This is a genomic window from Microbulbifer sp. ABM4_008 (assembly GCF_056311705.1).
Genome location: NZ_CM149970.1, coordinates 2,860,439 through 2,878,495 on the forward strand (window position 1 = coordinate 2,860,439; position 18,057 = coordinate 2,878,495).

16 protein-coding genes are annotated in these 18,057 nt (G+C 47.8%); 1 reads left to right on the forward strand and 15 read right to left on the reverse strand.

The window, feature by feature from the left end:
• Nucleotides 1-3: 3 nt before the first annotated feature.
• Genes ACYX4J_RS12230 through ACYX4J_RS12240 form a run of 3 tightly spaced genes read right to left on the reverse strand, consistent with a single transcriptional unit; the run spans nucleotide 4 to nucleotide 3,027 of the window.
• Nucleotides 4-330: a VOC family protein gene (locus ACYX4J_RS12230; RefSeq protein ID WP_444912810.1), complete on the reverse strand. Its 327-nt coding sequence runs from the start codon at nucleotides 328-330 to the stop codon at nucleotides 4-6.
• A 42-nt stretch (nucleotides 331-372) separates the two neighbouring features.
• On the reverse strand, nucleotides 373-1,935 hold the full coding sequence (locus ACYX4J_RS12235; protein WP_445359824.1) for an arylsulfatase: 1,563 nt from the start codon (nucleotides 1,933-1,935) through the stop codon (nucleotides 373-375).
• Nucleotides 1,936-1,977: 42 nt separating this feature from the next.
• Entirely contained in the window at nucleotides 1,978-3,027 is a 1,050-nt protein-coding gene (locus ACYX4J_RS12240) for an HAD family hydrolase (RefSeq protein ID WP_444927547.1), read from the reverse strand.
• 106 nt (nucleotides 3,028-3,133) lie between these two features.
• Here ACYX4J_RS12240 and ACYX4J_RS12245 point away from each other — a divergent pair, with 106 nt between their 5' ends.
• Nucleotides 3,134-5,398: a tetratricopeptide repeat protein gene (locus tag ACYX4J_RS12245; RefSeq protein ID WP_445359825.1), complete on the forward strand. Its 2,265-nt coding sequence runs from the start codon at nucleotides 3,134-3,136 to the stop codon at nucleotides 5,396-5,398.
• Here the strand turns inward: ACYX4J_RS12245 and ACYX4J_RS12250 are convergent.
• Genes ACYX4J_RS12250 through ACYX4J_RS12305 form a run of 12 tightly spaced genes read right to left on the reverse strand, consistent with a single transcriptional unit; the run spans nucleotide 5,395 to nucleotide 18,055 of the window.
• Nucleotides 5,395-6,738: a hypothetical protein gene (locus ACYX4J_RS12250; RefSeq protein WP_445359826.1), complete on the reverse strand. Its 1,344-nt coding sequence runs from the start codon at nucleotides 6,736-6,738 to the stop codon at nucleotides 5,395-5,397. The two genes, ACYX4J_RS12245 and ACYX4J_RS12250, sit on opposite strands and share 4 nt — an antisense overlap.
• Nucleotides 6,739-6,750: 12 nt before the next feature.
• Nucleotides 6,751-7,503 carry an outer membrane lipoprotein-sorting protein gene (locus ACYX4J_RS12255; protein ID WP_445359827.1) on the reverse strand — a complete coding sequence of 251 codons (753 nt, stop codon included), beginning with the start codon at nucleotides 7,501-7,503 and terminating at the stop codon, nucleotides 6,751-6,753.
• 12 nt (nucleotides 7,504-7,515) lie between these two features.
• Nucleotides 7,516-8,745, reverse strand: a complete 1,230-nt coding sequence (locus tag ACYX4J_RS12260) for an ABC transporter permease (RefSeq protein WP_108732871.1) — start codon at nucleotides 8,743-8,745, stop codon at nucleotides 7,516-7,518.
• Nucleotides 8,746-8,747: 2 nt separating this feature from the next.
• Nucleotides 8,748-9,467: a hypothetical protein gene (locus ACYX4J_RS12265; protein WP_445359828.1), complete on the reverse strand. Its 720-nt coding sequence runs from the start codon at nucleotides 9,465-9,467 to the stop codon at nucleotides 8,748-8,750.
• Nucleotides 9,464-10,168, reverse strand: coding sequence for an ABC transporter ATP-binding protein (locus ACYX4J_RS12270; protein ID WP_444896901.1), 705 nt, complete (start codon nucleotides 10,166-10,168; stop codon nucleotides 9,464-9,466). The genes ACYX4J_RS12265 and ACYX4J_RS12270 overlap by 4 nt, the downstream gene beginning before the upstream one ends.
• On the reverse strand, nucleotides 10,168-10,902 hold the full coding sequence (locus tag ACYX4J_RS12275; protein ID WP_445359829.1) for a tetratricopeptide repeat protein: 735 nt from the start codon (nucleotides 10,900-10,902) through the stop codon (nucleotides 10,168-10,170). The genes ACYX4J_RS12270 and ACYX4J_RS12275 overlap by 1 nt, the downstream gene beginning before the upstream one ends.
• A 19-nt stretch (nucleotides 10,903-10,921) precedes the next feature.
• Complete coding sequence (locus ACYX4J_RS12280) at nucleotides 10,922-11,176, reverse strand: acyl carrier protein (RefSeq protein WP_476176708.1); 255 nt, start codon at nucleotides 11,174-11,176, stop codon at nucleotides 10,922-10,924.
• A 2-nt stretch (nucleotides 11,177-11,178) separates the two neighbouring features.
• Nucleotides 11,179-12,309 carry a hypothetical protein gene (locus tag ACYX4J_RS12285; RefSeq protein WP_476176709.1) on the reverse strand — a complete coding sequence of 377 codons (1,131 nt, stop codon included), beginning with the start codon at nucleotides 12,307-12,309 and terminating at the stop codon, nucleotides 11,179-11,181.
• On the reverse strand, nucleotides 12,306-13,220 hold the full coding sequence (locus ACYX4J_RS12290) for an alpha/beta fold hydrolase (RefSeq protein WP_476176710.1): 915 nt from the start codon (nucleotides 13,218-13,220) through the stop codon (nucleotides 12,306-12,308). The genes ACYX4J_RS12285 and ACYX4J_RS12290 overlap by 4 nt, the downstream gene beginning before the upstream one ends.
• The gene (locus ACYX4J_RS12295) at nucleotides 13,217-15,184 is read right to left on the reverse strand and encodes an NAD(P)/FAD-dependent oxidoreductase (RefSeq protein ID WP_476176711.1); all 1,968 of its coding nucleotides are present in this window, start codon (nucleotides 15,182-15,184) and stop codon (nucleotides 13,217-13,219) included. Before ACYX4J_RS12295 ends, ACYX4J_RS12290 begins: the two co-directional genes overlap by 4 nt.
• On the reverse strand, nucleotides 15,181-17,043 hold the full coding sequence (locus ACYX4J_RS12300) for an acyl-CoA dehydrogenase (RefSeq protein ID WP_476176712.1): 1,863 nt from the start codon (nucleotides 17,041-17,043) through the stop codon (nucleotides 15,181-15,183). Before ACYX4J_RS12300 ends, ACYX4J_RS12295 begins: the two co-directional genes overlap by 4 nt.
• The gene (locus ACYX4J_RS12305; RefSeq protein ID WP_444927537.1) at nucleotides 17,036-18,055 is read right to left on the reverse strand and encodes a hypothetical protein; all 1,020 of its coding nucleotides are present in this window, start codon (nucleotides 18,053-18,055) and stop codon (nucleotides 17,036-17,038) included. The genes ACYX4J_RS12300 and ACYX4J_RS12305 overlap by 8 nt, the downstream gene beginning before the upstream one ends.
• Nucleotides 18,056-18,057: the final 2 nt, after the last annotated feature.

Here is an 18,057-nt window from a genome sequence, read left to right on the forward strand (position 1 = left end):
CAGCTATGCCTTTGGGTGGTAGCTGGCTTTAGGCCAAGCCTTGTTGATTTCATCTGCCTGAAGCTCTGCATTAAAGTGTTCCCAGGTAATGCCATTAATGTCAGTTTCTGCGGTAAATTTATCGGCACCATCTGATTCCCATCCTAGATGCCTAAGCGTTCCGCTTTCACAATTTGGATCATGGCGAATCGATAGGTTAACAGTGGCAGTTCGCCATAAAGCATATTCATTGGGCACATGCACGCAGGGAGCAGTATTTAACCTTCTACTATAGTCGGCAACTGACTCTTCTATCTGATTAGTCGACAGTGCTATATGAATTTTATCCATGGGCCCTACCTTTATTAATACTTGTTTTGATATCTATATTTTTTAATTACTACCACTCGCCCCAGCTTCCAGCTGCTTCTGTACCTTATCCAAATTAAAAGATCCGGGTACCTGGCTGGGTGGATACTCTTTCATCGTTTGCAAAAATTTTGATGCGAGTTGCTGCATGGGAACCAAGACAAAAGCTCTGTCTATAAACCAGTCGTTATAGGTGTTCGAGTTGTGTTGGGCTTTTTCGAAAGGATCTTGCCTCAAATTGAACAGCAGTGGCACTCGTAATTCAGTAAAGGGCTCTCGCCAGACTTCAAAACCCCGCCCGCGATTTTCCAGGAAAATAGCTTTCCAGGGTTCGTAGCGCATAGCTACAATTTGGCCGTCATCATTTACGTAGATAAATTCTTTTCTTGGAGAAAGTTTTGCTTTACCGGTGAAGTAATCCATCATGTTGTAGCCATCAACATAATTTCTGTACTCGCGCCCATTCAGCTCGACCCCTTCCTTGAGCTGTTCCTTGATATTCGGATTCCCCCCGGCCGCAGCGAGAGTCGGCAGCCAGTCTTCATGGGAGACAATACCTGTCAGCGTAGTGCCCGCTGGAAATTTGCCCGGCCAGCGCACGAAAGCTGGCACCCTATAAGCTCCTTCCCAATTGGAATTTTTCTCACTGCGAAATGGCGTAGTTGCAGCATCTGGCCAGGTATTGAAGTGGGGGCCGTTGTCTGTGGAATAAAACACGATGGTATTGTCGGTGATATCCAGGCGGTCAAGCACACTTAGCAGCTTTCCTACCAGGATGTCATGCTCAACCATGCCATCCATATACTCATTGCTGTTGGGGCCCGCAAGGTTTGTGTGCTCCTTTCTCACATGGGTGCGAAAGTGCATCCGGGTGGCATTCCACCAGACAAAGAATGGGGTCTTAGCCGCGTGTGCACGTTCGATAAAGTCGATAGCTGCCGCTAGGGTTTCATCATCGATAGTTTCCATCCGTTTCTTGGTGAGGGGGCCGGTATCTTCGATTGGTCCGCCGGCCTTGGCTTTAATCACTCCTCTGGGGCCAAACTTCTTACGGAATTCTGGGTCTTTGGGATAGTCCCGGTTCTCAGGCTCTTCCTCGGCATTCAAGTGATAGAGATTGCCAAAAAATTCATCAAAACCATGGTTGATGGGCAGGTGTTCGTCCCTATCCCCTTGGTGGTTTTTACCAAACTGGCCAGTGGCATAACCCAGGCTTTTCATTACTGTGGCGATAGTGGCATCACTCTTCTGCCAACCCTCTTTGGCACCTGGAAGCCCCACTTTAGTCATGCCGGTCCGCACTGGGACATTACCCGCTAAAAAAGCCGCGCGGCCTGCTGTACACGACTGCTGGCCGTAGTAATCGGTAAAAGAGAGCCCTTCTACCGCTAGCCGATCAATGTTGGGCGTGGTGTAGCCCATCATGCCACGACTGTTGAAGCTGATATTCCAGATGCCAATATCATCTCCCCAGATCACCAAAATATTGGGTTTGGTCTGCGCGAAGAGGCTACCAGGGGAAAGGAATACAGCAGCCAGTACAACCAAAAGGAACTGTCGGAGACGGGATTGGGAGATCAGGAGCATTACACACCTCGATATTGGCAGGCTCAATACACCGCTTTAAGACTAGTCCCGGTAGGCGGGAACTTGAGGAATCACCGGCCCCTGGCTTGATTGATCCTTCGCTTCTGGCGGAAACACCGTCCGCCAGTCCTTAGCCATATCTACCACCAACCAGCCATTTGCCTTAGCGGCTTGTAGCGCTTTGTCCAGGCGTCCCACTGAGGAGTTCTTATCGTATGCCCATTCTCTTTTGGCATCGGTATGATGAATCAGCATGGCAAAACGCGGCCCCTTAGCGGCGGTGGTCCATTCCAGCATTTGTAAATCACCATCGGAATTGCCTGCGGCAAAAACTGGCCTCCGGCCAATCACGTCATTGATTGCGATAGGCTTCCCCTGTTTATCGGTGAGGAAGGCCAGTTCATCTAATTTCACGATATAGGGATGCCCACCCCCATTTTCATAGCGGGACTTTAGGCGACTGCCGATAACCTGCTCTGGGGGGATTCCATATAACTCCTGGGAAAACACTCGGATAAAATCTGTGCCGCCCCCCGACACAATGTAGGTTTTAAAACCATTTGCTCTTAAGTATTCCAGCAACTCCAGCATGGGCTGGAACACCATCGCACTGTAGTGTTTGCCAGTTTCCGGGTTCTTAGCACTCTTGAGCCATTGGGCAACAGAGCGCTGGAAGGCATCCGTACTCAATCCCGCATGAGTCGCAGTAAGCATTACTTCCAAACCTTCCCTGCCTTGCCCCAACAGGTTTGATAAATTGCCCTTTAGAATCGAAGCGAAGGGCTCTTGGGTTTTCCACTCTGGGTGTTGGGGCGCTAGCCTTTTAACTTCATCAGCGGCATAGAGAAGCTGGAAGTACACGGGCTTCTCAGACCAGAGGGTGCCATCATTATCAAATACCGCTATACGTTCACCGACAGGTATAAAGTCGGCGCTGTCCTTACGGGTAACCTTGTCAACAAAGGCCATAATTTGGGCTTTAACGCCATCTTGCCAGGATGGCAAGGGAGAACTGAGTGCCGGTAAGCTGATTGCCAAAACCAGCAACAGACACCCTCGGCTCAGGGCAACCCTAAATTTCCAATCCAGCATTCTGGCCCTCTCACAAAATGACATTTACGGCACATGAACTAATCTTTTGGCCTAGGGAGCCTCTGAATAACTCCCTAAGATAAGAACTCATCACAATAAAAAAACCGTGATAAATATAGCTGGCACTAGCCTCCTCCAAATCAGCCTTATCTGTCTCGTACTGGTGGCCTGTAGTGACGAAGAGCCGGTTGATACCCAACCTCTCAAGCGCCAGGATGAAGCAATCAGCTCAGAAGCCACTTTCGTGGGCTCCGCGCAATGCGCCCTATGCCACAAAGAAGAGGCCGGTGCCTGGCAAGGTTCCCACCACCAGCTAGCAATGCAGGCCGCCAATAGCGACAGCGTTCTAGGTGATTTCTCCGGGGTGGCATTTGAATATCAGGGGCAGAAATCTCACTTCTATCAAAAGGAAGGGCGCTATTACGTACGCACTGATGGGCCCAATGGAGCCCTCCAGGACTATCCCCTTGCCTATACATTTGGTGTCCACCCTTTACAGCAATACTTAATTGACTTGGGAGGCGGACGTCTTCAGGCACTGAGTATCGCTTGGGATAGCCGGGACAAATCTGCCGGTGGTCAGCGCTGGTTCCATCTCTATCCCGATCAAGCGATAGATCATCAACATCCCCTGCACTGGACCGGCATAAACCAGAATTGGAACTTTATGTGTTCCGACTGCCATTCCACCAATCTGCAAAAAGCCTATAACCTACAAACCGATAGCTACCAGACATCCTGGTCAGAGATCAGTGTCGGTTGCGAATCCTGTCATGGCCCGGGATCGAGACACCTTCAGTGGGCAAAAACACAGAATGAGGCATTGCCGAATAAAGGGCTTGATCCCCATCTTATTGACCCAACCCAACAGCTCCGAGGAATGGATCTGCAAACGGGGATAGCCAAGCTTGCGCCATCGGCAGCCATCCAGCGTGAAATAACAACTTGCGCCCAGTGCCATTCTCGGCGGAGTACCCATTTACCGGGAGCGCAGGCTAACAGCGAATTACTGGATCATTTCAACCTCACACTTCTGCAAGAGCCTCTCTACCACGCAGATGGCCAGGCCGATGGCGAGGTATTCGTGTACGGATCTTTTCTGCAAAGCAAAATGTACGCTGCAGGTGTTACCTGTAGCCACTGTCATAACCCCCACAGTCTACAACTGAGAGCAGCTGGTGATGCAGTTTGTGCCCAGTGCCATATGCCGGAGCGATTCGCCCGTACTGATCACCATCTGCACCCAACTCAAAGCCCCGGTGCCCGCTGCACAAACTGCCATATGCCGACGAAAAATTTTATGCAGGTGGATGGGCGCCGGGATCACAGTTTCCGCGTTCCCCGACCTGACCTTTCCGAGGCGCTGGACACCCCCAATACTTGCAACAGCTGCCATCAAGATAAATCGAGCCAGTGGGCAGCGAAGATATTGGAAGACAAATACGGCTCACCTCCCCCTCACTACGGGCAGACATTGCACGCAGCTATGCGCGGGGATAGCGAGGCCGATAAGATGTTAATGGACCTTATTCAGGACAGCAGTCAACCGGAGATTGTCCGGGCCAGCGCAATCCGTTTGTTACCGCGCTACCTGACGATAAATTCCGCTCAGTTACTCCAACAAATTGCCCAGGGCGAAGAACCCTTATTAAACCTGGCCCTTGCACAGTCTCTGGATGAACTACCGGAGCAATTGCGACTGATGATCGGTGTACCGCTGCTTTTCAGTAAAATGGCCGTAACAAGGTCGCTGGCTGCCAATGGCGTTACCGATGCTCAGATCGGGACCATGCCCGCGCAAGTACAGCAACAATACTCCAAGGCCCTTAAAATCTATACCACCTCAGAGTTATTCAACAGCGACCGACCGGAATCCCTGGTAAACCTGGGCAACCTCCATTTCCAGAGAGGAAACACGCAACAAGCGGAAGCCTTCTATCGCCGGGCAATAACCAAGGCCTCCTACTACACACCCGCCTATATCAACTTGGCCGATCTTTACCGGGCAAGTGGACGTGAAACCGATGCGGAATTATTACTCAGAGGGGCACTATCGAAGAGTGAGGATATCGCCGTAATCCAACATGCCTTAGGCCTTTCCCTGGTTCGCCAGAACCGCCACCAGGAGGCAATGGGTTTTCTAAAGGCGGCGGCTGAGCATGAGCAAACCCAGAGTCGCTACCTCTACGTATATGCCATAGCCGTTCACTCGGAAGGCAACAGCGAACTCGCCCTGGATATTCTAGAAGACGGCTATCACCAGTTTTCGCAGGACCTGGATATTTTGCGGGCATTAATTTCTATTAGCAGGGAATCCGGCAAGCGGGAAATCGCACAAAAATATGAAGCACTTTTAGCCAGCAAACGCTAAAAATCATAATAGAGACTTAACCTAAGAAGCCTTTCAGTAGGCAGCAGACCAAATTCACAGGACTCACAGCCCCTGAAAAACTGGGCTTGCAGTCGAGTACTAAAATGCTCAGTCCAGTTCTGAATCAATTCCAGGTTGTGGTACTGGCTCTTGTCATCCAGGTTATATTGCACACTCTGACGATATTGAAACTTCTTATCCAGCCGGGTGTTACCCCACATCAAAAACAAATACTCCTGCCGTAGTTGTCCGGTAGATAAAAGGTTAAAATTATCGGAAAGAAAAGCAATCGCCTCATAAACCTGCGCGCTGTTCAATCCGTTCTTTGCACTATCTACCTGCGTTTGAACCAAATCCCACTCATCATCATCGAATCCATGCTGGTTATACAGATACTCCGCCGTAACATCCCATCCCTGGTTGAAGCTGAGCTGAGTACCAAGTACCAGCTTCAAATAACCATCGTCTTCTGCCGGGAAATAGGAGAGTTCGCCCGGCTGCGGTAACTCCCGCTGATGTTCCCAAGCACCCTCCAACCTGAGTGTGGCACTGTCTCCAGCCAAGGTACTCAACCCGAGAGCGACATTGGTTGCCTCCCCTTCTATCTGATGCAATACCAAGCGGGTATCCAAGTCACCTTCACGATTCACCACGAGTGCGTACTGAAACTCATGGTCATTTACGCTAGTGTCAAAGTGACCATCCAGCTCATCCTCAACCTGAGCCATATAAATGCCGGTGTTCCAGCGACCATAGCGGAAATCGAAATGGGCCATATCCCAGCCCAGTTGCTGGGTAAGTTCATCGGCATCCAGATTGGGGCGATCAAAAGTGGCTTTTAAAAGATTTGCTGGAGACCAATTGTAACCGTTGCTCCACTGAGGTTTTATCCGACCGACGTTAATACCAAACCTTCGGTTGTCAGTGTAAGAAGAGAAATACCCCTCTAGCAGATGGGATTCTGTCTCTTTTTCAGATGTTCCAGCCTCATTAGACCGATAGTGCTCTATCGCCGCAAACCGCGAGTAAACTGAGAAGTGTGCTCCCAGGGAAAACTGGCCACTGAGATCCAGAGCAAGCAAAGACTCTTGTTCATCAAAGACAAACAGACCCGGATCGAAATAGGGATCATCCCGAACTTCATTCTGTTGGTGATACCCCAGTAGCGAAGCATCAATATCCCAAACAACTCGAGAAACCCTTTCCTCAGTGCTCACTTCATCGAAAAGTTCCGAGTTGGTCTCGAAAGGATCTTGATAGTCTTCGGCACTGGCAACTTTTTCAGCAAAAGCGAGAGAGAGGAGTATAAATGGGAGAATTGTCCTGATTCTGATAACCATTACCGACTCACCTCAATTCAGCCTGCCAAGGGAGCCTTTTTGGAAAATTGCCGGGTCCAGGCTCTCAAGACGATAGTCATCGAACTTCATCCAGGTATAACTCTCGTCAATGAGTGTATCCACCAAGAGTAATTTATGCAGTTTCAGCTCGCCTTCAAACTGCTTGAACTCTTTATAGTGCGCTGTTTTAAGGAGGCGCCCGGAGCGGGTATAAAATTCCCCCTTTAAAGGCAGGTTACCCTCAGCCTGTGCCATCCATATTTTTACTTTGTCATAGGCAACACCAGAGGATTTTGCCGATAAATACAGCACCCAGTAATCTTGCCCATCAACAGTTTCCTGCCCTTGCAGCTCTGCGGTGTAATCCCGGGAGAAATTTGCCCCCACTACATCACCGTTACTGGTCTCGCCAATTAACCGCTGTGAGGGCGCAATCCGGATAACCCTGCGCGTACCGGGAATATAGAGCCACATATTGGCGCTCTCTTTTAGCATTGCCCTGCCCTTTTCCCGGGCGGGTGCCAAAAACTGGATCAATGATTGATCATTAAACACTTTGACACTGAGCTTATTGGTGCGGGGCTCCTTGTCCTTTTTATAGCTGATATTGGTGATATCAAAGCTAAAGCCCTGATCCCTGAACCCGCGAAAGTCATCCAGCTTATTAACCAGTGACTCAGCCGAAACCGATGCATAACTTGAGTAGCTAAACAGCAGGCAGGCTATCGCCAACACCCACCCATAAAAAGAATTCAACTTATACATAGAAGACCCAAATCAAGTAAACCTAAGTGCTTTTACTACTGGCAGCCGGGATGCTTTTATCGCTGGATAAAGGCTGGAAACAAGTGAAATACAAAAACCCAACAGGAATGTTTTCAATAAGATATCCGGCACGACAAACACACGGATAGGATAGTCCTGGGTACTGCCCGGTGGCCGGGGCATCATCCATTCCGCATAGGTAATTCCCTTGGCTGCCAGTGCACCAATCAGTAGCCCCAGCAAACTTCCGATTAAACCGAGAAATACCGACTCCAGTAAAATCAGGTTTACAACCTGGCGAGGAGTGCCGCCCATGGCCCGAATAGTACCCAGCTCACGGGTGCGCTCCATTACTGCCATCAACATGGTATTGGAAATACTCAACGCGACGATTACCAACACAATGACGGTAATAAAACCAAAAACTCCGTTAAACAGGCCAACAACCTGATGATAATAACCCGCCAGTTCTTCCCAGCTTTTTATTTCTAGGTTCAAATTGTTCTGCTCAAAGACACTGGCCAGAGTTGCAATTGAGGTAGATGTAAGTTCGGTCTCCTCCAATAAAACCACTAGCCGTGTAATATCTGACGTATAGAGCAGTTCCTGGGCCAGAGGCAAATTCACCCTGAGCAAGCGATCATCCAGTTCCTTAACACCGGTTGTGATTACCCCCATCACCTGTACATCGACAGCATTGATTGCCCCATCCTGGGTGCTTGCCAACAGGGTCAAGTAGTCCCCAATCTGAACATCCAGGGCATTGAACAAGCCTTCTCCAAGGTGAGCAGCAGAAATATCCTCTGGAAATAGATCGTCCCCTTGAACAATCTGAATTGCAGAGGAAAGCATCACTTCTTTCTCCGCATCAATACCAATTCCAGTGATGGCTATCGATTGCTTGCCATCACTAAGCAGGCCATTGAAATTAAGGCGAGGCGCTACCACCAGTGTATCGGTTTCGTTTTCTACCAGCTCGGAAATCTTTTTGAGTTCCCCATCAGCAATCAGGTATTTTTCCGGTTCCGCTTTGCCAAACTGGTTGTAGCCTTTGGCATAGATTTGTATATGACCAAGCTGCGAGCGGATCATACTCTCCCGCATCCCCTCATACATCGACTGTACAAAACCGCCAAAAATAATCAGGCTGGTACAACCGAAAACGATCGCAGCCAAGGTAATCAGGCTGCGGCGCCCGTTACGCATAATATTCAGCAGTGCAACTTTCCAACCCAAGCCCATGACTAAATACTCCGAAGCGCATGCTTGGCTTTAGCGGACCAGTCGGTATCCGACTCGGCCACCTTTCCCCAAAGAACCCGGGCATCATCGGGCTGTTTATTGCGCTCGTAAGCCTGGGCAAGGTAGAACTCTACAAAACCAAGAAATTCTTTACCGAACCGATTGCCCACCTGTTCCCTAACCAGCTCCAGGTCTTCAACAGCGTAGCGCGCTCTTTTTAGAAAGGCCGGCATATTGGCACAGCTGATTCCCCGCTGAAGGCGGGCGCCCAGATTGAATGGAGATTGTTTAACAGCCCGATCCATCATGCGATTGCCTCGTCTGGAGAACAGCGATAGTTTTGCCAATCGATCAAGGTAGAAGCTGGATTTAAAGGAAGTTGTCGATCCCAATGCAGCATTGAGTTCGGGGTCATCCGGGAGACTCTCCACCAGTGACTGCATCAGAGCCTCTAACTCCTCAACATCCTGCAACTCTGCATCTTCCATCGACGTAAGGCGCGCAAGCTGAGCCAAGTAGGCCTGCTTTCTCTGCTCACTGGTCGTTTCTCCATTGACAGCAGCAAACAGCGCTTCCCTTTCGCTATTGGTGAATGGAATCGGAGTTGGAAAGACGAAGTCTTCCGCCAAAGCTGGTGCAGAAATTAAGAATGCAACTGAAATAGCCAAAGCCGCTCTAGTTAGCGGGCCCCTAGCCAGCAACATTTTTATGATTGCTGTCATGCAATAGCCTCCTGAACAATTCCTTGAGGCGAAGCTGTATCCTCTACCAAATGACCATCTCGCACCGTGATAACACGAGATGCCAAGCTGGTTACATAATCATCATGGGTGGCTACAATAAAAGTGACACCCTGCTCCCGGTTGAGCTGCTTCATAAGGCTCATAATGCTCTCCGACGTGCGCGAATCCAGATTAGCTGTAGGTTCGTCCGCAAGCACCAGATCTGGCTTACTGACAATTGCCCTGGCAATCGCCACTCGCTGCATCTGCCCTCCCGAAAGCTGGGTAGGACGCTGATTAACCAACTTGGCAAGCCCCACTGCTTCCAGAGCGTCTAACGCTAGTTGCCTAGCATTGTTAGCCCCCCGCAGTGTCAGCGGGTACATCACATTCTCAAGTGCTGTAAGCACGGGAATCAGGTTAAAAGACTGGAAAACAATCCCAATATGACGACCTCGGAACAGGGAGCGCTGATGCTCTCCCAAACTCCCAAGATTAACGCCATCAATATGAACTGATCCGGAATCACACTGATCCAATGCGGATAGAAGGTTCAATAATGTGCTCTTACCACTACCGCTGGGCCCTTTCACAGCCAGAAACTCACCTCGATCGATAGCAAGATCTATATCCCGTAAGGCATCGACCCAGAGATCGCCCAATCGATAGCGCTTTGAAACACGCTTAAGCTCAACCAACATTAACTTTTACCCAGGGCCACTGCCATTTGCCCCAGTTGCTCACAAGAGGTTTGCATCGTGGCAGGACAAGGAGCCATTGCTATTGCTTTTTGGTAGTAATCCATGGCCACTGCCAAATCCTCAGTGCCCTCTCCAGCTTTCACCCAGTAGGCATTAGCCAAAGACAAATACACCACCTGCTGCATAGCAGCCGGCAATAGATCGGGATCTGAATCCATCAGATTCTTAAACCAGGCTTCATCTTCGAACACCCGCTCAAAGTGGCCGCTTACTTCTCCTACATAAGAAAAAGTAATCAGCCGTATCAAGCGTACATTAAAGTCTGAATCGGCACTGAGACCCGCTTGATCCACCTCATCCATCGCATGGCGTAGACGGTAGAGCTTGTAAAGACCCATCGCAGGATCAAACATTGCACCTGCGCGCTTGCCCTCATTGGAGTAATACGCTGCACGTATCAACATGTCCTCTGGACGCTGTTGATACGCGGCTTCCAGCAAGTGTGCAGCCTTTTCAAGCTCGTTATGGTGACTAAATAACTGCCCAAGCTCCAACATCAAGTCGGGGTCTGTACTATTTTCACCAATCTCCTGCTGGAGAAACTCCACCTGCTCCATCTCGCCTTCTGAATAGGCAATCTTGCCAAACTCGATGGGAGCAGCACCTGAAAACCAGGCAACAACATTTCCAATAAAAAAACTACTGATAAGAATGGTAAGTACTTTTTTAAACATTGACTGCTCCCGAAGTACGCTAGACTTCTTCCGAGTTTTCAAGTAGTTGACCATCCATTTCCCTTAGGGTGGTGTGCTCATCGAAAACAAGATTTTCAGGGCTCATCACCCCCGGGTATAACTGCTCGCAAATTAGAATCACCTCGACAATATTCAGGGAATCCACCCCGAGTTCTGCAATGGGTGTATCTGCATCGACAGCATCAACATTCAGCATAAGAGCTATTTGCTCACAAAGCTCTTGTACCTTGTTCTTTACAACTGCTGTAGACATAATTACTCTCCAGTAACATTTCCTATTTTTAAGTTATTAAATCGCAGCAAGTAGTCCAATGTTAAAGTAAAAACACAAACATGCTGCTCTCGTTCTGAGTATTTTTGCTGCTGTTTTATGGCAGCAGAACTGATCATGGGCGGTATATAGAACCAGACTTTTGCAAGCCAATGGTGTCCATAAAAAAACACCCGCTGAAAAGATTCGTAAATATTACAGATAGGTTTATCACTTATTGACAGTGCCGGGGGAGTTACACCCTCATCTCCCGAACCTTCAACAATCTCCACCATCTTGCTGGTATTCATTGCCAGTATATTGAGTAAAAACTGGGCAAAAGGCAGATAGAAAGTTTGGAAGGTATAATCTTCCCTATCGAGACTTGACTCTGAGTCCTTCCAGGCTCGATCCAACTCTTCCTGCACCATGTCGGTGTAACTTTGTAGATCGATCCCTTCTACGACTCTATTTTTATGAGCCTTATTAAAGATCTTTGCCCGCTTCTCCTGATAGCCAACCGTTAAAGGCAGGCTTCGTCTACCCACTTTTAATTTGGTGCCGCTTGACTCCACCAAACGATTGGCAATATGAGCATAAAAAGTGGTATCAACAGGCGAGAAAAGCTTAGAGGTTACCTCAGGTAAACTGTTGAAGAGTTTATCGGTAGCTTCCTCAGGAGTCACCAGGGCTACATCAAATGACCCAGATTGATAATGTTCAGCAGAGAGCCAAATAAGCTCTCTGGCTGATATAACAACATCATCTTCAGGAAAGAGCATTTTAACATTCTGCAAAAGGCTCTTTCTTTCTGTGGAGAAACCAAAATACTCTATTTCAATTAAGTAGTGGCAATCTACCGTATCGGCACCAACAGCAGGAAATAGTGATAAATCCTGACCAACAAATAGACGATCATCCTTCAGGTAATAATAAAGGGGAAAGCGAAACGCCTTGCCAACTTGCAAGTGAAAAGTGTTTTTATCACTTCTCTTTATAGTTCCTAAAGATGTCCAATCTTCGCCATGCCCTGCTCCCCAATCGGTATCACTTAAAAATGAACTCAGTGAAACCTCTGCACCGACGGGCAACATTTTTTCTCGCATCAGGGGAGTTTTGCCTTTGCTAGGTCTCATGCAACAGCCCCCTCAGGTTGCTGCATCAAAGTTGTCAACCAGTTGGAAATAGGTTTTGCCGAAGCAGAAATAGCTGACATATGAGTAGCTCTGGGCAACTCAGTGAGCCCAGCCTTAATACTGGGAGAGAGATACCAGCTCAAAACGGAGTGGAGCACGTGGGTATCAAGTACTTCGTCCTTCTCTCCAACAAAAAAGTGGCAGGGTACATTTAAACTTGCAAAGAGATCTGCGTATCTCTTTACGTTATAGGCGCTGAGCAAGTTAAACGTACAGTCCAAAACTCGCCCCTGATTCCCCGCTGCTGATCCCACCGGGGGGAAGCTCAGCACTGATAACTTCCTCAATGGGGGGAACAAAAGTGCCAGCCAATATTTCAGCATTTTTATTTTTGGCAGATTCTGATCACCAGCCGATGCCCTAGGCCGCGTATAGTGACGCTTTCTTCCGTAACGAATGTAATACTCAAAGCCAGATGCGGGAATATCGTACTTTCTTGTTTCCTCTGACTGAGTCAGAGGCGGTGCTATCGCAAAAAAACCTGCAATATCTTTACTGCCATATAGGTGCAGATATTTAAGTGCAACCAATGATCCCGCGCTGTGCCCTCCAAGAACAAAGGCCTTAGCCCCTCTTTTCTTGAGGTGTTTTAATAGATCGGCAAGATCGTCTTGCAATTGGTCGGAATAATCGAGATCCCCCGGAACACCTTCACTCTTACCATGGCCTCGCCAGTCTGGCAGACACACACTAATACCGTTTCGGTGCACCATCCGTCCAAACATTAAATACCACTGGCTACTGAACGTGCTCCCGTGCATGCAGACAAGCACCAAGTCAGATTCATCGCACGGCAACCAGCGAAAGGAGAGTTTTTTTCCATCCCGCGCCTGAAAGAACTCCTGAATCACACAACCTCCGAATCCGCATGAGCAGAGTCTAATTCAGCTGTGCGCATAGCTTCACGCTGGTCAATGACCGAATCCATTATGCTATCCGGCTGACTGCGTGCAAAAGCAAGAAATACAGGAACCATACTAGGGATCGCAATATACTCCTGAGTCTGCACCCAGATAGATTTTGCTTTCTTGTTAACCTCAGCGAGTTCTTTATTGGAGTAGCTACCCGCAAGATCCATAACTTCAATCGTATCTGTGTGGAAGGACTCTTCCGATACAATAACGCTCACTGGATCTGCCATATCCTCATTGACTAGATCTGTAAGCTTGATAGATAACTTCTCAAGCAGCCAATTGAGGTCAGCCCCATTCATATTTGGCTTTTGTAAAAGATCAGGCAGGGTAATAGCCTGCTGAACAACCATCCGGTTTGCCAGTTTAGGGAGGTCGAGTCGCGCCTGGACAACACTCAGGAAAACTTCAACCCAAAGTTTGACCCGCAGATCGATTCGCCAACCGTCCCGGCCCTGGGTTCCCATTAAATATACAAAGTACTTATAGTGATCGGCACCGGACTCAAAGAAACCTTCACTATTTCTGCGAAAATATCGATTCTGAGCTTTAAGCTCTTTTGCCGTTTCAACTAAAAGACGTTGCAGGATTAACTCAAGGGCCATGTATCCACGGCGCAGGTAACTTTTGCGTAGCCAGTACTCCTGATCCAGATAATTACCTGACATATAATCCCAGGCACTCTCCAGGAAATAAGCAGCGGTATTGTAGGCAAGCAAAGGAGAACACAGTTCAGCAGAGTCAATAACCGGGTATACATTTGCTACATGAGCATAGAGGCCCTGGTAAAATTCTGTGACCACTTGATTCGCGATCGGCAATTCTTTTGCAAGCCGCTGCTGAGCTTCATCACGATTATTGTCTGAGATATCGGCAACAATGTACTTACAAATATGGTCATTAAACAGGGCTATCATATCGCCCCCACCACTAAACAGAGGATCAAGGAACATCGAGGAAAATCCGGAGGTAGCCCAGCGGTCCTCGAAGATAAACTCATCCGCTCTATAGGCAAGCTGTCCCCAAGCCTCGAAATCAATAAGCTCGGCGCCTTCCAGAAGCTCCGAAATAGCTCTATAAGCCAACAAAAAATCTAGGAAATCTTGCTTCTTTGTGGGCGGCTTGTCGAATTTACTATTCTCGCCAACGATACCTACACTGGTATAGCCACCACTTAAGGGTATAAACCAAACCCAGTAACCATCTCCAGAAAAATGATTCGTTGAAAGAAAGCGTCCAAAGGCCTTCTTTCTCCAATTCATATCTCCCATGGAGTCGATATCCTGTATGTTCTTAAACCGACCCCAGGCAGAGAAGTGTTTAGGGACATTCTCAACTCGGGTAAGCTTCTTATGCTTCTTAGCAACCCGATTTCGACCACTGCAATCTACTAACCAGCGGGCGTTAACCACTCCGCTAGCGCCATCTTCCATAAGCTCTATAGAATGGAGTTCATCACCTGGCTGTATGTTAAGATTTTTTGCTTTTACGCCCTGAATAACCTCTATGCCATTCGCCCTATTCATATCGACAAGGTCGGATTCCAATCTGGCCCGGTCAATTTGAAAAGCTGGATGAGGCGGAATACTGGTGGTTCCGTGCTCACTCATCTCTGTTAATGACAGTGTATGCTCAGGGTTATCGTAGAAAAAACGCAGACCATTTTTAGGCAAGTGATTCCTATAGAGATAATTCACCAAGCCCAACTGCTTCATAAAGTAGTGGCCGGTCATCTCCACTGTCGCTTCACCAACTTTGGCCTTAAACTCAGTATTTGCCTCAACAACCAATATGGTTAAAGCACCATCATTGAGCTTAAGTTGACGGGCCAGGGTTAAGCCAGCCCATCCACCACCGATAATCACTACATCATAATTGGATTCCAGCTGATCAAGCTTGTTCATGAGACAGCCTCCACATTTGATAATAATGAATTCCAGGAGGAAGCGTCCATTTCACAAAAAGAGTCCTGATCCTGAAGGATATCCAGCACCAGCTTGGTACGGGGTAACTCATTGCGAATAAAGAATTTAGCACTGACAATTTTCGAGCGATAGAATTCCTCATCAGTATCATTCAGGTCCTGACTCAACTTATCTGATGACGCACATGCAGCCTCCAATAGAAGCCAGGCTAAGGTTATATCACCAAGCATATGTAGAATACGTGTGCTATAGGCAGGGATTTTGAACATTTCTTTTGTCTTCACCCATACCTGCACAGCTTTCAGTGCTGCCTCGAAATGTCCAAACGAGGTCTTTAAGCGCTCAAATTCAACCTCAAACTGAGGGTAGTCCGTGGCCCGATCGAGGAAATTGTCAATTTCTGCCTGGTAGAATTGGAATAGCTTACTGGAATTACCCAATCCTAACTTATCCCGGATCAAGTCCTGGCTCTGGATATAATTCGTTCCCTCCCAGATTGCCAGCACTTTAATATCCCGGGCATATTGCTCTATACCCAGATCCTTGAGATAACCCTGACCACCACAGGTTTGGATCGCCAATTCACAGATACGCCAAGCCTGGTCACTGATATAGGCTTTAACAACTGGAGTTAGCAGGTTCATTAAACCCTGGTAGTGAGCAATGCGATCCTTTTTGTCTTCCTGCCCCTGGTAGATTTTGACTAAGCTCTCTGACAATGTCAGTTTAGCAATCAGTGCTCTACAGCCCTCTACCTTGGATTTCATTTCCAACAACATACGCTGGACATCGGTATGCTCAACGATATTGACCCGGCTTGCGGTAGAGCTAAAGCTCTCGTGAAATCTCTTGCCCTGTAAGCGCTTTGTCGAATAGGAAAGTGCATTGTAGTAGGCTGAGGAAGCCATACCCAAGGCGTAAACACCTGTGCTGATTCGTGCCTGATTCATCAAGGTAAGAAACTGCAACAAGCCTACATTCTCACGATTCCCCAGTAGGTAAGCTCTACAGGGGCCATTGTCACCAAAGCGAAGGTGAGTGTTTGCACACCCTTTAAAGCCCATTTTCTCAGCTAGAGAAATGCATTCGATATTATTAAACTCGCCGAGACTCCCATTCTCTTCAACCCAGTACTTAGGCACAATAAAGCAGGACAAACCGTAGGTGCCCGAGCCGCTTTTTTCGCCACGACCCATAACGAAATAAATGGTGTTTTCTGTCAGGTCGTGCATACCGGCGCTGATCAGATATTTTTCGCCCGTTAACAAATAAGTGCCATCTTCCTGTTTCGCAGCGCGAGTCTCTACAAGTGATACATCACTTCCCGCCTGGGGTTCAGTGAGACAGAGACAAGATGTCCACTCTGAGGTGGCTAATTTGTCCCTAAACAGGTCTTTTTGCAGATCGGTTCCATATTTTTCCACCAAGGTGGAGGACGGCAAGCAAAAACCACCATAAGTCATAAAACTTGGATTTGCCCCCATAAACATTTCCAGGAGCATTTGCATTACAAAGGGCGGAATAGTTGTATTTTGTTCGCCCTCAAGTGAGGAAATATTCCCCCAGTCTTCCTTAAACCTCTGCCACATCTCAGGGAATGCGCTCGGGAGCTTTACTTTCCCATTCTCTAACTGGCATCCCTCTCGATCTGAATCCTGGTATCCCGGCCCGAGAATCTCATAAGAGAATTTTTTAGCCCGAACTAAAATTTCATGGAGAATCTCTGGTGAGCACCCTTTAAACATCTGGTCGCTGAACAGAGTTTTAGCTTCATGGAACTGTTCTTCAATAAGGAATTTAAATTCTCTTATATCAGTTTTATAAATATTATTATCCATGTCTTGCTCCTTGATATTCCAACAGCGTACGCCAACTACCTGCACCTAATACCCAGTCAAATATCTGATTGTGTCTTCCACGGTAAATCCTCTTGGGATACCTTAATGCCTCACGAATATGCGAAAGGTAATCCTGGCCTAGAGTGTCACCCAGGTGCTGGGCGGAACTAAAATCTATATAGGCGTCTTCCAACACCAATTTCTCAACATTTACCAGTCTTGAAAGAAATCCCTGAAAATTGGGCGAAGGAATGTCTATTTTCAAGCAACCTACCCTGCCGCCACCCCCTAGAGTTAACAGCCATAGATCAGTCACCTTTTCCTCAATGTAATAACTGATCAATTCAGAGAGAGGTTTAATACTCAAATAGTGCCAGCCGTCCTCTTCAATACTGGGTAACCATGAGGCCTTGTCGCTGTGCGAAAACCCTTTCAGGAGCCCCTTGGCCCATTTCGAGCGGATATCAAAGGATACTACTCGAGTATCATCACTAGAGCTGGTTGAGATTACCTGCTTAATACTCTTTACTAAATCTGGTGCGCCAGATAAAGATGGCGCTTGAGAGAGAATATCGCAGCTGGATATTTGACAGAGATGTGTTTCACAATACTCTCGACAGATCCAGGTAGCCGCCACACCTACAAGAACATCTAAGCCATCTTGATCAGGTCCAACTCCAATTCCCAATGAATCCAGGCACTCTTGTTGCCGCTCTTTGCCCAGTTCGAGATTTAAGATCAAAGCTTCGGCTTCACTACACTTTGAAAAACTCAATACTGCAGCATGGAAGCTGGTGCAGGCGCTACCCACAAATCGAATATTATGCCCACCATCTTCAAGGTCTGCTATAAACTCTACAACCCGACTATCCTGTAGAACATTAGCCTCTCCCGCAGAAACCACATAGATAAGTTCTGGTAACAAATCATATTGATCCAGGTGTCCTCTCAAGGCATCAAGTAATCGATCAACCTGCCCACCACTGTCTACCCATAGGTTTTTAATAAACATCT

Coding starts and splice junctions, on each gene's coding strand:
- ACYX4J_RS12265 (WP_445359828.1), bottom strand. CDS start 9,467: ATGACAGCAATCATAAAAATGTTGCTGGCTAGGGGCCCGCTAACTAGA.
- ACYX4J_RS12260 (WP_108732871.1), bottom strand. CDS start 8,745: ATGGGCTTGGGTTGGAAAGTTGCACTGCTGAATATTATGCGTAACGGG.
- ACYX4J_RS12240 (WP_444927547.1), bottom strand. CDS start 3,027: ATGCTGGATTGGAAATTTAGGGTTGCCCTGAGCCGAGGGTGTCTGTTG.
- ACYX4J_RS12285 (WP_476176709.1), bottom strand. CDS start 12,309: ATGAGACCTAGCAAAGGCAAAACTCCCCTGATGCGAGAAAAAATGTTG.
- ACYX4J_RS12305 (WP_444927537.1), bottom strand. CDS start 18,055: ATGTTTATTAAAAACCTATGGGTAGACAGTGGTGGGCAGGTTGATCGA.
- ACYX4J_RS12270 (WP_444896901.1), bottom strand. CDS start 10,168: ATGTTGGTTGAGCTTAAGCGTGTTTCAAAGCGCTATCGATTGGGCGAT.
- ACYX4J_RS12230 (WP_444912810.1), bottom strand. CDS start 330: ATGGATAAAATTCATATAGCACTGTCGACTAATCAGATAGAAGAGTCA.
- ACYX4J_RS12235 (WP_445359824.1), bottom strand. CDS start 1,935: ATGCTCCTGATCTCCCAATCCCGTCTCCGACAGTTCCTTTTGGTTGTA.
- ACYX4J_RS12280 (WP_476176708.1), bottom strand. CDS start 11,176: ATGTCTACAGCAGTTGTAAAGAACAAGGTACAAGAGCTTTGTGAGCAA.
- ACYX4J_RS12255 (WP_445359827.1), bottom strand. CDS start 7,503: ATGTATAAGTTGAATTCTTTTTATGGGTGGGTGTTGGCGATAGCCTGC.
- ACYX4J_RS12250 (WP_445359826.1), bottom strand. CDS start 6,738: ATGGTTATCAGAATCAGGACAATTCTCCCATTTATACTCCTCTCTCTC.
- ACYX4J_RS12275 (WP_445359829.1), bottom strand. CDS start 10,902: ATGTTTAAAAAAGTACTTACCATTCTTATCAGTAGTTTTTTTATTGGA.
- ACYX4J_RS12295 (WP_476176711.1), bottom strand. CDS start 15,184: ATGAACAAGCTTGATCAGCTGGAATCCAATTATGATGTAGTGATTATC.
- ACYX4J_RS12300 (WP_476176712.1), bottom strand. CDS start 17,043: ATGGATAATAATATTTATAAAACTGATATAAGAGAATTTAAATTCCTT.